The 13,896-nt window shown below is 71.0% G+C and carries 9 protein-coding genes; 5 read left to right on the plus strand and 4 right to left on the minus strand.

Annotated elements, in window-relative coordinates:
- Window positions 1–50 precede the first annotated feature (50 nt).
- A complete protein-coding gene (locus CYFUS_RS01130; RefSeq protein WP_198316426.1) occupies window positions 51–4,148 on the minus strand; it encodes an ELWxxDGT repeat protein in 4,098 nt (1,365 codons plus the stop codon).
- Between the two features lie 265 nt (window positions 4,149–4,413).
- Here CYFUS_RS01130 and CYFUS_RS53730 point away from each other — a divergent pair, with 265 nt between their 5' ends.
- From CYFUS_RS53730 to CYFUS_RS01150, 4 genes are read left to right on the plus strand one after another with little or no spacing between them, the layout of a single operon-like run.
- Window positions 4,414–4,869: a helix-turn-helix transcriptional regulator gene (locus CYFUS_RS53730; protein ID WP_198316427.1), complete on the plus strand. Its 456-nt coding sequence runs from the start codon at window positions 4,414–4,416 to the stop codon at window positions 4,867–4,869.
- Complete coding sequence (locus tag CYFUS_RS01140) at window positions 4,866–5,258, plus strand: hypothetical protein (protein ID WP_095983528.1); 393 nt, start codon at window positions 4,866–4,868, stop codon at window positions 5,256–5,258. The genes CYFUS_RS53730 and CYFUS_RS01140 overlap by 4 nt, the downstream gene beginning before the upstream one ends.
- A gap of 39 nt (window positions 5,259–5,297) precedes the next feature.
- Window positions 5,298–7,415, plus strand: a complete 2,118-nt coding sequence (locus CYFUS_RS01145; RefSeq protein WP_095983529.1) for a two-component system sensor histidine kinase NtrB — start codon at window positions 5,298–5,300, stop codon at window positions 7,413–7,415.
- Entirely contained in the window at window positions 7,405–8,766 is a 1,362-nt protein-coding gene (locus CYFUS_RS01150; protein WP_095983530.1) for a sigma-54-dependent transcriptional regulator, read from the plus strand. Before CYFUS_RS01145 ends, CYFUS_RS01150 begins: the two co-directional genes overlap by 11 nt.
- A 9-nt stretch (window positions 8,767–8,775) precedes the next feature.
- Here CYFUS_RS01150 and CYFUS_RS01155 read toward each other — a convergent pair whose 3' ends face one another.
- Window positions 8,776–9,516 carry a hypothetical protein gene (locus CYFUS_RS01155; protein WP_095983531.1) on the minus strand — a complete coding sequence of 247 codons (741 nt, stop codon included), beginning with the start codon at window positions 9,514–9,516 and terminating at the stop codon, window positions 8,776–8,778.
- Window positions 9,517–9,518: 2 nt separating this feature from the next.
- A complete protein-coding gene (locus CYFUS_RS01160) occupies window positions 9,519–10,010 on the minus strand; it encodes a hypothetical protein (RefSeq protein ID WP_157758159.1) in 492 nt (163 codons plus the stop codon).
- Window positions 10,011–10,322: 312 nt separating this feature from the next.
- On the opposite strand from CYFUS_RS01160, the gene CYFUS_RS01165 reads away from it, so the two are divergent.
- The gene (locus CYFUS_RS01165) at window positions 10,323–11,660 is read left to right on the plus strand and encodes an FG-GAP repeat domain-containing protein (RefSeq protein ID WP_157758160.1); all 1,338 of its coding nucleotides are present in this window, start codon (window positions 10,323–10,325) and stop codon (window positions 11,658–11,660) included.
- A gap of 10 nt (window positions 11,661–11,670) precedes the next feature.
- On the opposite strand, the gene CYFUS_RS01170 is transcribed toward CYFUS_RS01165, so the two are convergent.
- A complete protein-coding gene (locus CYFUS_RS01170; RefSeq protein WP_420042676.1) occupies window positions 11,671–13,644 on the minus strand; it encodes a potassium transporter Kup in 1,974 nt (657 codons plus the stop codon).
- Window positions 13,645–13,896: the final 252 nt, after the last annotated feature.

Below are 13,896 nucleotides of genomic sequence, written 5' to 3' on the forward strand. Positions count from 1 at the left end.
CGGGCCAGTGTGGGAGCCGCGTGGACGCGTCGCGGCTCCCCCAGTCCGGGTCAGCGCGCCGGCCGCCGGCGCATGGCCAGCCACGCCAGCAGGGCGAGCGCGCTCCAGGCCAGGCCCGAGCCCACCGGGACGGTGGAGCAACCTCCGGGCTCCGTCACCGCCACCCCGGGCAGCACGCGGACCGGGAGCGAGCACGTCGCGGTGTTCCCGGCCTCGTCGCGAGCGGTGAAGGTGACGGAGTGCTCACCCACCGCGAAGACGCCGCCGCTGGGCGGGTCCGCCACGACGGTGGGCGCGGGGGTGATGCCGTCTCGGGCGACCGCGTCCGGGAACGTCACCTGGGCGCCCCAGCCGGCCGTGGCCCGGACCTCCACCGGCTCGGGGCACGTCACCTGGGGCGCGGTGGTGTCCCGCACGGTGACGGTGAAGCGGCAGACGGCGGTGTTGCCCGCCTCGTCCCTCGAGGAGACGCTCACCCGGGTGGTGCCTCGCGGGTAGAGCGCGCCCGAGGCGTGGCTCACCTCGAGCGTGGCCGTGGAGACGGTGTCCACGGCGGTGGGTGCCGGGAAGCTCACCGGGGTGCCCTGGGCGCTGGTGGCCTCCACCTGGACGTCCTCGGGGCACGTCACCTGGGGCGCGGTGGTGTCCCGCACCGACACCCGGAAGGAGCAGGTGCTGCTCAGCCCGGCCAGATCCGTGGCGGTGATGGTGACGCGGTGGACACCATTCGCGAGCGTGCTGCCCGAGGCGGGCTGGGACGTGAGCGTGGGCGTGGGCCGGACGCCATCCGAGGCCGTCGCGGGAGGGAAGTCCACGCGCGCGCCCTCGGGGCTGGTGGCCTCGACGGCGAGGTCATCCGGGCAGGCGAGCGAGGGCACCTGGGTGTCGCTGACGGTGACGACGAAGGAGCAGGAGGACGTGTTGCCCGCGGCGTCCGTGGCCGTCGCCGTCACGGTGTGCGAGCCGAAGCCGAAGAGGCTGCCCGGCGCGGCGGAGAGCGTCACGTGCGGTGGGGCCATGCGCCCGTCGGTGGCCGTCGGGGACCGGAAGTCCACATGGGCACCCGCGGCCTCGGTGCCCTCCACCGTCACGTCACCCGGGCAGAACACGGCCGGAGGCGTGTGGTCGCGCACGGTGACGTGGAAGGAGCAGGAGGCCCGGTTGCCGGCATCGTCCGAGGCGGTCGCCGTCACCTCGGACGTGCCGAGGGGGAAGAACCCTCCGGACGTCCGGCTGAAGGTGACGGAGGGCGAGGCCGTGACGTCGTCGTGGGTCTCGAGGGCGGGGAAGAAGACGGGCGCGCCCGCGGGTTGGAGGGCTTCCACCACGAGGTCCTCGGGGCACGTCAACGTGGGAGGCTCACGGTTGGTGAGGGCCGCGACCTCCAGCAGCCAGGGCTCCCGCCCGGTGTACCCGTCGTCCGCGGCGAAGGCGACACGGTCTCCCAGCCGGACGAAGCTACGCGGCATCGAGCCGAGGGCGCCGGGGAAGAGGTCCACCAGCCGGCGTGTGCCCTCCCGGGTGCCATCCGACAGCCACGACTCGTTGCCGGAGTCCGGCGCGGAGGCGGCGAAGAGCAACAGCCCCTCGGACTCGAGCCCGAGTAGCCGCGAGCCCTGGATGAACTGGCTGTTGTCGTCAATGAAGGACGAGCCGGAGCCGGGATGGATGTCCGCCAACCGGAAGGTGCCCTCCTCGGTGCCGTCGCTGCGCCACAACTCGCGCCCGCTGACGCCGTCCTCGGCGGTGAAGAAGAGCAGCCCGCCCACCGCCACGAGCTCCTTCGGCTGTGACCCCCCGGTTCCAGGCCAGATGTCACCTACCCTGTGCGTGCCTCCGGAGGTGCCATCGCTGGTCCACAGCTCGGCGCCGTGCTCCGGGTCCGTGGCCACGAAGAAGAGGCGGCCCGCCGCCGCGGTGAAGCGGGTCGGCGCCACCGTGCCCGGCCCGGGAGGAGCGAGCACCGCGACGAGCGCGGGCGCCTCCTGGGGCCCCCCCACGCGCCAGAGCCCCAGGCCCACGTCCGTGGTGGCCACGAAGAAGAGCGCGCCGCCCACGTCCGTGAGACCCGACGGATTGGACGAGCCACTTCCCGGCATGAGGTCCGCCACCCTCGACGTGCCCTCGGGCGTACCATCGGTGCGCCACACCTCGCGTCCGCTGACGCCATCCTGGGCGGTGAAGTACAGCCACTCCCCCACGGGGGTGAACGAGCGGGGAACGCTCGAGTTCCAGCCCGGCACGAGGTCCTTCACCAGGCGGGTGCCCTCGGGCGTGCCGTCGGTGCGCCACAGCTCCTCGCCCAGGCCGCTCTGCGTCCCGTAGAAGAAGACCTGTCCGCCGGCCGCCTCGAGGGCTCCGGGATAGGAGCCCGTCCACAGTTGCACCACGTCCCCGGTGGCCGCCCCCGCCGTCTTCCACAGGGCGCCCGTGGACCCATCGGTCGAGAAGAAGATGAAGTCCGAGCCCAGGGAGGCTCCCTCGGTCGAGGGCGGGTCGATCCAGTCGGAGCCCAGGGACTTCACGGCGAAGGTGCCCGCCTCCGTCCCGTCCGTGCGCCAGAGGGAGTGGGTGAAGATGGTGGTGGCGCCGCCCAGTAGCTCGCGCGCATGGAAGAACCAGAGGCCTCCCGCGGTACCGAGGATGCTCGGGTTGGTGCCCCCGGCCTTCCACCACTCGCGGTAGATGTCCTTCACGCGGACGGTGTTCCACGCCTGGCCCTGGGACTTCCACAGCTCGTAGCCGGAGTGGCCGTCGTCGGCCGTGAAGTACAGGGTGTCCCCGATGGCGGACAGGAAGCGAGGCCCCGACGAGGGAGACGTGCCCGGGGCATCCCTCGGGTCGATGTTGCGGACGAGCACCGTGCCCTGCTCCGTGCCATCGGTGCGCCACAGCTCCACGCCGACGGTGGGGTCCTCGGCGACGAAGTAGAGCATGTCATCGACGGCCGTCAGCTCGCGGACCGCGGCATCCCAGGAGGAGGTGGTGCTCTTGTACTGCTTGACGCGCACCGTGCCGGACGCCGTGCCGTCGCTGCTCCACAGCTCGTCGAAGGAGGGGTAGCTCCCCATGTCCGCCACGACGAAGAAGAGCCTGTTGCCCACGGCCGTCAGCGATACCAGCCCGTCGTTCGAATAGGACAGGGTGAACTCCTTGAGGCGCACCGTGCCCGGCGCGGTGCCGTCGCTCCACCACAGGCTCCACTGGGTGGAACTCTCCTCGACGGCGATGGCGAGCGCGTCATCCACCCTGAGCAGGCTCATGCTCCGGGAGGTGGTGCCCGCGGGGTCGAGCCGAAGCACGGGCCGCGTCCCGGCCGTGGTCCCATCGCTCCGCCAGAGCGACTGGCCGGAGGCGTACGACTCCCGGGCGAGGAAGTAGAGGGCGCCATCGAGCGACACCAGCCCGGGCTCGCTCGGACGGAAATCCACCGGTTGCACCTCCGAGACGCGGACGGTCCCCGCCTCCGTCCCATCACTCGTCCACAGCCCGGAGCCGCTCCGGTCGCCTTCGATGGTGAAGTACAGGCGGCCCGCGTGCACCACCAGGTTGCTCATCGAGCAATACGATTCGCACACGGAGCGCAGGGCGGTGGTGACGCCGGTGGCCGGGTCGTACCGCCAGAGGGCGGGCGTGCCGTATTCGGTGAAGAAATAGACGGCTCCGGCCAGTCCGGTGAAGCCCTTGGGCGAGGAGCCATCGGTACCGGGTTGGAGGTCCGCCAGCCGGAAGGTGCCCTCGGGAGTCCCGTCGCTCCGCCACGGCTCTTTGTCCGGGTTCCCGCTCGAGAAGTAGAGCAGCCCATCCACCTCGGTGGGAGTCTCGGGCACATAGACGCTGGCCACACGTGTGGTGCCCTCGTCGGTGCCGTCCGTGCGCCACAGACCGATCCTCTCCAGTTGCGCATCCGCCGCGGAGAAGTAGACGAACGACCCCATGCGGGCGAAGCCGGAGGGCCTGGAGCCGAAGGTCGTGTCCTCCTCGGGATGGATGTCCCGGATGAGGCGGACGGGGCGGGTGTCGGTCGTCGTGAGCGTGGCCTGGGCCATCCGCGCTGGAGCCCGCGAAGCCGCACCATCGCCAGGAGCACAGGCGGACAGCACGAGGCACAGGAACGCCAGACGCATGGGCGCTGGTTGCTTCATCATGGTGCGTGTTTCCCCCTCTGGAGCGCGCGGGCGCCCTTCTACCGCAAGCGAGTGGCGGACGTTTAGCGAGGCAGGCGTGACGGCGCCGTGACGGGCAGGTGGGCGTGTGGGAAACGGGGGCGCCCGGTTCAGGAGGGCCCTACTTGAAACGGCGGGAAGTTGGCAAGTGACCGCCAAAATAGGATGACCTGTTGACTTGACGTCCAGGGTCGGTAGGGTTCGTACCACCATGCCAAGTCACCTGCCCGCCGATGTCCGGAAACGATTGGCCCAGAGGCTTCGGGGAACGCTGCGCACCGCCCGCCAGAGCGCGGCGCTCACCCAGGAGCAGATGGCACGGCGGATCGGTCTGGCCACCTCCACCTACGGACGCCTGGAGCGGGGGACGCTGGCCCCGGGACCCGCCACCCTGCGTCAGCTGTGCGAGGTCCTGTGTCTGACCCTGGAGTCCCTCGTCGGCTCGCGGTGCGCCGACGCCGTCCACCGCGCCGAGCGTCCCTCCCGGCGCCGGCGTCCCTCGCGCCCGGCCGTCTCGCGCGTGCGCGCCCCCTCCCGCGCGGCGTACGCCCCGGACCCACCTCTCGCGTCTCCGCTCCATCCGCTCGGTGCCACCGACCCGTGGAGCGTGCTCGGGGTTCCCCGGCCCCTGGCCCCCGAGGTGCTCGCGTTGCTGCTCGTGCGGCGTGGCACGCCCCTGGCCTTCGTGGTGGACATGGGATGAACCGGCGCTTCCTCTATTGTGTCCTCCAGGGCCCCGCCTTCTCTCCCGCCCGCGCCGCCGAGCGCACCGGACTCGCCCTCGTGGACGCGAACGAGCCCGGGGACGTTCCTCCCTCGGGACGCTACGCCGGCAAGGCCCTGGCCGAGGGCAGCGCCCTGCTCGTGTTGCTCGATGATGATCTCCTCCCCGGCGGCTCCGCCCTGGAGCCCCTGCGCGAATTGAAGGGAGCGCTGCCGGGCCTCCGGGCGCTCGGCGCCACCCAGGTCACCCTCTCGCTCGTGGTCGCCTGGACGGGGGACTGCCACTTCTCGCTGTCTCCCGGGGAGCTGGCGGAGCTCGCCGCGCTCGGGCTCCCGCTGGAGGTGTCCTGCCATCCGGCCGCGACGTAGCCCGGCGCCCGGGCTCCTGGCACACTCGGGGCCCCCGCCATGAACCGCAACGCCGCCGTCTCCGTGCTCCTCCTGTGCATCGCGCTCGCGAGCGTGGTGGTGGGCGTGGTGCACCTCATCCGGAGGGATCGGGCGGCGCTCGTGGAGCAGTTCGCCGCCGAGCGCACCGCCCAGGTGGATGCCGCGGCGCGCGAGGTGTCCGACGCGCTCGACGACGCGGCGGATGACCTGCGCTTCGCGGGCGAGCTGCTCTCGCGCCCCGGCTCCGTCACCGAGCACCGGCGCGAGCTGCTCGCGCTCCTGGAGGTGGTGGGGCAGTTCAAGGCCATCGTCGTGCTGGACGCGCAGGGACAGTCGCGCTTCACCGTCGTGGACCGGCGCGCGGGGCCGGCCGTCACGCGGGGCGCGGTGAGCACCGCCCTCACGGAGAAGGCCCGCGAGGCGCTCACGCGCGCGCCCGGGGACATCCTCACCTCGCTGCCCGTGGCCGCCGCGCCCGGGGACTGGTACCGCATCTTCGCCACGGCGTACGCGCCCGGCGAGGACGGGCCCGGGGGCGCCCTGGCGGTGCTGGTGGACACCGAGGCCTTCTTCGCCCCGCTCAAGCTCGTCACCACCCAGCCCGAGGTGCGGCTGTTGCTCATCGGCACGCATGGCCTGCCCATCCGCGCGAGCGCGCCCACGCTGCTGGAGTGGGTGAACCGGGTGGACCTCGCGTCGGACGCGGTGCCGGGCTTCGCCGCCCTGTTGCGGCGCCTGCGCGCGGGCGAGCGCGGCACGGTGCGGCTGCCCGAGGGCGAGGCGGCGCTGCTGGGCCTGGGCGCGGCGGACGCCATCGCCGCCTATACCCCCGTGCGCATGCGCGGCGGTCCCTTCTGGGGCGTGGCCCTGTTCGCCTCCACCGAGGAGCTGCGCGCCCACGAGCGCGGCGTCATCCTGCGCGTGGCGCTCGGCGCCTCGCTGGTGGCCTTCTTCCTCGTCGTCTTCGGCGCCTACGTCATCATCGCCTCGCGCCGTGCCCTCGCGCTCCAGGAGAGCCGCCGCCACGCGGATCAGCTCGCCCACCTGCACGAGAAGACGCAGAAGATCCTCGACAACATCCCCACGGGCGTCCTGGCGCTGTCGGCCGACGGGCACATCACCGCGGTGAACCAGGCCCTGCGCGAGCGCCTGCCCCCCACCGCCGTGGGCGCCAGCCTGCCCGAGTCCTTCCCGGACGCGCCCGCCGCGGTGGTGGACCGGCTCGTGTCGCTCGTCGAGGAGGCGTGCACCACCGAGCGCGTGCTCAGCCTGCATGGCGAGCCCCTGCCGCTCTTTGGCGCCGAGGGCCAGTACCGCATCCACGCCGTGCCCCTGGAGCGGCACGACGCCGAGGTGCGGGTGCTGCTCGTGGTGGAGGACCTGAGCGACGTGCACGCGCTCGAGTCGCAGCTGTTGCGCGCGGAGAAGCTGGCCACGGTGGGCATCCTCGCCGCGGGCATCGCGCACGAGATTGGCACCCCGTTGGGCGTGGTGCGCGGCCGGGCCGAGTACGTGGTGGGCAAGCTCGGTGCCCAGCATCCCCAGGCCCCGGGCATCCAGGTCATCATCGAGCAGATAGACAGGGTGAGCCGAACCATCCGCCAGTTGCTGGACTTCTCGCGGGTGCAGCCGGTGGCGGTGCGGGGCGTGGCGCTCGGGGGGCTGCTGCACGGCGCGCAGGAGCTGCTGCACGGCGAGGTGGAGCGGCGTCGCGTGCGGCTGGAGGTGGAGGTGCCCGAGGGGCTGCCGCCGCTGCTCGCCGAGCCGGACCAGTTGCAGCAGGTGGTGCTCAACCTGGTGCTCAACGCGTGTGATGCGTGCGAGCCGGGGGGCACGGTGCGGCTGGCGGCCCAGGTGGAGGCGCCGGGGACGCCGGGGGCGTGGAGTGGGGTGCGCCTGACGGTGCGGGATGATGGGTGCGGCATTCCCCCGGAGAGCCTCAACCGCGTCTTCGATCCCTTCTTCACCACGAAGAAGCGGGGCCAGGGCACGGGGCTGGGCCTGACGATGGTGGCGCAGATCGTCCGCAACCACGGGGGCCGCATCGAGTTGGAGAGCGAACCAGGGCAGGGCACGTGCGTGACGTTGTGGTGGCCCGTCACGCCCCCGCCGAGCGAGGAGCGGCATGCCGTCTGAGGGGCGAGTGCTGGTGGTGGATGACCACGTGGAGATGGCGCGGCTGCTCGCCGATGCCCTCTCGGACGCGGGCTACACGGTGGACGTGGCCACGAGTGGGCGGGAGGCGCTCGCCGCGGTGCGTGGGCGCGTGCTGGACGCGGTGGTGTGTGATTTGCGCATGGAGCAGGTGGACGGCTTCGACGTGCTGGCGGCCGTGCGCGAGGCGGATCCCACGCTGCCGGTGCTCATCATGACGGCCTTCGGCGGGGTGGAGAACGCGGTGGAGGCCATGCGGCGCGGCGCCGCGCACTACTTCACCAAGCCCTTCCGGCTGGACGAGGTGCTCCTGTACGTGCAGCGCGCCATCGCCGAGCGGCGGCTGCGCGAGGAGAACCGGGCCCTGCGCCAGGCGGTGGGAGACCGCTCGGCGTTCGCGGCGCTGGTGGGCCGCAGCGCGCCGTTGCGTGCCTTGTACGAGCTCCTCGAGCGCGTGGCGCACTCGCACGCGCCGGTGCTGGTGCGGGGCGAGAGCGGCTCGGGCAAGGAGCTGGTGGCGCGGGCGCTGCACTTCGAGGGGCCGCGCCAGGCGGGCCCCTTCGTGGCCATCAACTGCACGGCCATTCCCAACGCGCTGCTGGAGAGCGAGCTGTTCGGCCACGTGAAGGGCAGCTTCACGGGGGCCACCACGCCCCGGCGTGGCCTCTTCCTGGAGGCGGACGGGGGCACGCTCTTCCTGGACGAGATTGGCGACATGGCGCCCGAGCTCCAGGCGAAGCTGTTGCGCGTGCTGGAGGATGGCGAGGTGCGCGCGGTGGGCGCGGACGCGGCGCGCAAAGTAGACGTGCGCGTGGTGGCCGCCACGCACCAGGAGCTGGAAGCGCGCGTGCGCGAGGGGAAGTTCCGCCAGGATCTCTTCTACCGGCTCAACGTGGTGCCCCTGCGCGTGCCACCCCTGCGCGAGCGGCGCGAGGACATTCCGCTGCTCGTGGAGCACTTCATCGCGAAGTCGCGCGAGCGCAATCCCCGCGCGCGCCTCACCGGCTTCACCCCCGAGGCGCTCGCCGCGCTCGCCGCCGCGCCGTGGCCGGGCAACGTGCGCGAGCTGGAGAACCTCGTCGAGCGGCTCGCCGTCGTCACCGTGAAGGAGACGGTGGACCTGCCCACGCTCCAACTGCACGCGCCTGGAGTGACGGGGGACGTGCACCCGCTCGTGCAGGCCCAGACGCGGCTGGTGCCGCTGCGTCAGTTGGAAGGCGAGTACATCGCCTACGTGGTGGCTCAGTGTGGCGGCAACAAGACGCGCGCGGCGGAAATCCTCGGCATCGACGTATCCACCATCCACCGCCGCGAGCGCGAGCGGGGAGGTTAGCGGAGGTGTCTAGGAATGGGGCCGCGCGGCGCGGAACTCCGCCGCGAATCCGAGCAGCCGGTGGATGGCCTGCTCATCGTCTCCCTGGCATGTTTGGAGGAAGGGCTGGGGCCACTCCTGGCCCGCGGGGAGGGATTTCTCCTCGTGTAGCCAGCGCTCGAAGCGAGGATATTCCTCATCCCGTGCCCCCGCGAGGGCAAGGCACAACCGGTAGCCATTCACGAAGCCAGCCATCCGCCGCACGTCGATGGTGCCGATGAACATTCCCAGCCGCCCCGGCACCGAACCCACCTCCTGGCGGATCTTCAGCAAGACATCCAACGTGAGCGAGGGCGGGGGCGAGAACGTCCAGGAGGGCGTCCGGAGCGAGGGGTGCTGGCCCTGATAGGGCCAACGAAGGGCCGCCAGGGATTGAGGTGGAAGGGCGCGGAACTCGGCGACGAAGTCCAGGTACTTGCGGAGGGCCCGGTCCTGATTGCCCTGGAACTCCGCCAGATAGGCCGCTGCCCAACCCTGGCCGGGCAACGCCATCTTGACGTCGCGCAGCCAATCCCTGAACAACGCATCCGTCCCCACCTCGACCTCGAGGTTGTCGAGGCCTTCGTTGTAACCCACGATGAAGCCTGTCACGTGCTGCACATCGGGCATGCCGATGTATTGATAGGGCCCCCGGCCGCGAGCTGTCATGTCCTCGCGGAGGGTCATGAGCACATCCAGCAGGGGAACGGCGGTCTTCTCCTGGGAAGACATGATCAGGGCGCCCTCGTGATGGTATCGACCACTGTCTGTTTGATTTCCAAGCGGGAGCCGGCTCTGCTCATGTACTCAGCCCAGGGCATCCCCGCGGACCCTGTATACGCGTCGTAGGCTCGGCCATTCATCCGCACCAGGACATGATAGCCCGTCTCGGTGAGTCGCATGTCCCGCCCGCCTGGCATCTTGAACATGATGAAGTGCGTCTTGGTCGTGAGTTCCACGAACTCGGGCTTGCCCCCCAGTTGGGTGAACGCCGTATGGATATTCTTCGCCACCCCCTGGCACGCTCCAGCCACCTGCTTGCTGGTTTCGAAGGCCGTCTTGGTGGCCAGCAGCCACGCGGGAGCGTCTTTTCCGGTCGCCAGCACCCAGTAGTCAATGGCTTCCGATACCTGCCCGCGTGCGAGCAGTTGCAAGGTCTGCGATCGGATCGAGTCCACCGCCAGTACCTGCCCGGCCACGAGCCGGGGGATGGCTGGGGCACCCATGGCAGTCCCCGCCCAGCCGCAAAGCACTAACACGATAAAAATCGATCTGATGTATGACATGTGAGGGCGTGGTATACCACGCTTTGAAGTCAATCGGATGAGCTTTTACGGCTTTGTTGAGGTCAGGACTCCACCTGCGCGCCTTGTCCTATCATGCGTTGGGGTCTGGCTGGATCGGCTCGAGCAACGCAGTGTGGTGGAAACAAGATGCGCGCAGCGGAAATCCCGGCATCGACGTGTCCACCATCCACTGCTGCGAGCGCGCGCGGGGAGGTTAGATTCCGGGTCCTTTCCTTTCCGGAGGTCACCCGCGTGTCGTCGACGAGAAACTCCACTGTTCCCACCCTGCTCATGGTGCCTCTGTTGAGTGCGTTGTGTCTGTTGCTCGTGGCGTGCCCCGGTAATCCAGGGCCTCCCCCCCTCGGCGGCAATCCAGGACCGGGCTCGCCGGGGAATCCGGATCCGGGGCCGGGGTCCGACGCGGATGGCGGCCTCGTGCAGGCCAGCGATGGAGGCACCTTCGATGCGAAGCCCTCGTGCACCGGGGGCTCGTCGTGCCAGGGCTCCTGTCCGGATGGTGGCGCCGTCTGTCTCGGCAACTGCGGCTTCCTGCCCCCGGTGCGCTACGCGCTCGGCGGAGATCAGGTGGACCTGGCGGTGGGCGACCTGCAGAACGATGGTTTCGATGAACTCGTCACGGCGGACACCGGCGGCAAGGTGATCTCCGTGCTGCTCAACCGCCGCCAGGGGCTCTTCCAGACGCCCAGCCTGTGGCGCGCCGAGCAGCCCACGTCCATGGCGCTCGCGAAGCTCGATGGGAACGAGTCCCTGGATGTGCTCACCACCAACGGTGGCAACTCCACGTTCGGGCTGTACCGGGGCCGGGGAGATGGCTCCTTCGAGCGGCTCCTCTCCTCGCCGTCCGCGGCCCTGCTGCGCGACCTGAAGGTGTGGGAGGAGAACGGGACCCGGCGCGTCGCGGCGATCAAGGCGGACACCCAGGAGGTCTCCGTGTTCGCGGTGAACGGTGACGGTTCGTTGGGGACGGCGACCTCCTACCTCGCGTCTCCGGAGCCCCGGGCCCTGGTGGTCACGGACTTCAATGGGGATGGGCGCCCCGACCTCGCCGTCGCTCACGCGACCACCTGCGCCTCGACGCAAGACACGACGTGCGAGTCCGTGGGCGTGCTGCTGGGCCAGAGCGATGGCACCTTCGCGGCGCAGCGCTTCACCCAGACGGGTGGCACGCCGATCGGGCTCGTGGCGGCCCGGCTGGACTTGGATGCCCTGCCGGACTTGATCGTCGCCGATTCGCGCCGCCATCAGGTGCTCGTGCTCCTCGCGCGGGGAGATGGCTCCTTCGTCGTCCAGGCCTCCTATCCCACCGTCCGCTCGCCCACGCGCCTGCTGCTCATGGACGTCAACCGCGACTCGGTGCCCGATCTGGTGGTGGGCTCGCTGGGCAACGAGGTGGGGGTGCTGCTCGGCCAGCCGGGTGGGACCTTCGCGCCGCAGGTCGCCCTGTCCGCCAGCAATCTGGAGGCGGGCATCCGCGCCCTGGCCTCGTCCGACTTCGACAAGGATGGCGTCAACGACCTGGCCGTCCTCACCGGCACGGGCGTGCAGATGCTCTGGGGCATCTGCCGCTGACGCCCGTCCGCTAGAACTCCACCTGCGCGCCCAGCTCCATCACCCGCTGGGCGGGCAGTCGGAAGTGGTCCGTGGTGGGCGGCGCGTTGCGCAGCATCAACCGGAACAGTCGCTTGACCCACAGCGGTGCCCCGCGGCCACGCCGCACGCTCAGCGTCACCCGCCCGATATAGAAGGTCACGGGCTCCGCCAGGGCCTCCAGCCCGAGCCGGCGCGCCTGCTCCAGCACCCGGGGCACGTCCGGGTGCTCCATGAAGCCGTAGCGCGCCGTCACCCGCGTGACGCCCTGGCCATGCGACTGCCAGCTCACGCGCTCGGAGGGCTCCACCGACGCCTCCGTCTCGGTGACGACCGTGAACAGCACCACCTGCTCGTGCAGCACCTGGTTGTGCTCCAGGTGGTGCACGAGCACCGGCGGCGCGCCGTGTCTCGTGCCGGTCAGGAACACCGCCGTGCCACGCACCCGGGGCAGGGGGCTGCGCGAGAGCGCCTGGAGCAGCTTCTCCATCTCCACGCCGTGCGTGTCGCGCTGGGCGAGCAGCAGCTCCAGCCCGTGCCGCCAGACCGCCATCAGCAGGAAGACGACCGTGGCCATCACCAGCGGCAGCCAGCCGCCCTCGGAGATCTTCAGCAGGTTGGCGCCCAGGAAGCAGACATCCACCAGGAAGAAGCCGGCCACCACGAGCCCGAGCGCCCACGGCGGCCAATGCCAGCGCCGCCGGGCCACCGAGCCGAAGATGAGCGTGGTGATGACCATGGTGCCCGACACCGCCAGCCCATAGGCCGAGGCGAGTGCCTGGGACGAGCGGAAGCCCAGCACCACGGCGACGCACGCCGTCATCAGCGCCCAGTTGATGGCGGGCAGGTAGATCTGCCCCTCGTGAGTCGGGGACGTGTGGCGCAGGGTCAGCCGCGGGCAATAGCCCAGTTGGGTCGCCTGATGGGTGAGGGAGAACACCGCGCTGATGAGCGCCTGGGATGCCACCACCGTGGCCAGCGTGGCCAGCACCACCATGGGGTAGAGCGCATGGCCGGGCAGTGAGCGGTAGAAGGGGGCGTCGGCGGCCTCGGGGTGGTGCAGGAGGAAGGCTCCCTGGGAGAGGTAGCTCAACAGGAGCGCCGGCAGGGCGAGTGAGAACCACGCGAGCCGGATGGGCCGCCGGCCGAAGTTGCCCATGTCCGCGTAGAGCGCCTCGGCGCCGGTGAGGCACAGGATGACGGAGCCGAGCACCCGGAAGCCGTGCCAGCCCGACTCCTGGAAGAAGCGCACCGCGTGCCAGGGATTGAAGGCGGCGAGCACCTCGGGGGCGCGCAGCACACCCCAGGCCCCGATGGCCCCGATGCTCAGGAACCACAGCGCCACGATGGGCCCGAACACCACCCCCACCCGTCCCGGGCCCCAGGGCTGCACGAAGAAGAGCGCCAGGAGGATGAGCACCGTGAGCGGCACCACGTAGGGCTCGAAGACGGGCGTGGCCACCTTCAGCCCCTCCACCGCCGAGAGCACCGAGATGGATGGGGTGATGACGCCATCCCCGTACAGCAGCGCCGCGCCGAACAGCCCGAGCCCCACCAGCACCGCGCGCCTCCCCCGCGAGCCGGCCGGCCGCAGCATCGCCACCAGCGCGAGAATGCCGCCCTCGCCCTCGTTGTCCAGGCGCAACAGGAGCGTGAGGTACTTCACGCACACCACCAGCAGCAGCGACCAGACGATGAGCGACAGCACCCCGAGGATGTTGCCGGACGTCACCTCCACCGCGTGCGGTCCGTGGAAGCTCTCCTGGAGCGCGTAGAGGGGGCTCGTCCCCAGGTCCCCGAACACCACGCCCAGGGCGGTCAGGGTGAGCAGCGCGAGTCCCTGGGGTTCCCGGCGCGTCTGTCCCAGGCGGGAAGGACCTCGCCTCGCGGGGTGGTCGCGCCTGGTGCCCGCGGCCCCCCGGGGAGTCTCCTCTGCTCGGTGTCCCACGGCTCCGAGCGTGCTCATCGGCGTGGCGTGGAGCAAGCACGCCGGGCGCTACCCCCTCGCGCGTGTTGCCCCGTGCACGCCCGGGCGCGGTCCCTTCGGGGCTCCAGGAGCGCCGCCATTCCACCCTCGGACGGTGGAGTGGAGCGACGCGGCGCGCCGTCGCCTGGGGAAGTCGGGGGACGGGGTGGAAATCCGCCAGGGCACCCTGGCACCTTGCCACGCTCCGGTGGGTGCGGGCTGCGTCTTCGAGAGAGGCGTGGCCCGGGCATG

This window comes from Cystobacter fuscus, assembly GCF_002305875.1.
GTDB classification, from domain to species: Bacteria; Myxococcota; Myxococcia; order Myxococcales; family Myxococcaceae; genus Cystobacter; species Cystobacter fuscus_A.

What these genes read in the sequence shown, in the direction of transcription:
- CYFUS_RS01130 (WP_198316426.1), bottom strand. Translation starts at nt 4,148, where the DNA reads ATGATGAAGCAACCAGCGCCCATGCGTCTGGCGTTCCTGTGCCTCGTG.
- CYFUS_RS01170 (WP_420042676.1), bottom strand. Translation starts at nt 13,644, where the DNA reads ATGAGCACGCTCGGAGCCGTGGGACACCGAGCAGAGGAGACTCCCCGG.
- CYFUS_RS01140 (WP_095983528.1), top strand. Translation starts at nt 4,866, where the DNA reads ATGAACCGGCGCTTCCTCTATTGTGTCCTCCAGGGCCCCGCCTTCTCT.
- CYFUS_RS01150 (WP_095983530.1), top strand. Translation starts at nt 7,405, where the DNA reads ATGCCGTCTGAGGGGCGAGTGCTGGTGGTGGATGACCACGTGGAGATG.
- CYFUS_RS01155 (WP_095983531.1), bottom strand. Translation starts at nt 9,516, where the DNA reads ATGTCTTCCCAGGAGAAGACCGCCGTTCCCCTGCTGGATGTGCTCATG.
- CYFUS_RS01160 (WP_157758159.1), bottom strand. Translation starts at nt 10,010, where the DNA reads ATGGGTGCCCCAGCCATCCCCCGGCTCGTGGCCGGGCAGGTACTGGCG.
- CYFUS_RS01145 (WP_095983529.1), top strand. Translation starts at nt 5,298, where the DNA reads ATGAACCGCAACGCCGCCGTCTCCGTGCTCCTCCTGTGCATCGCGCTC.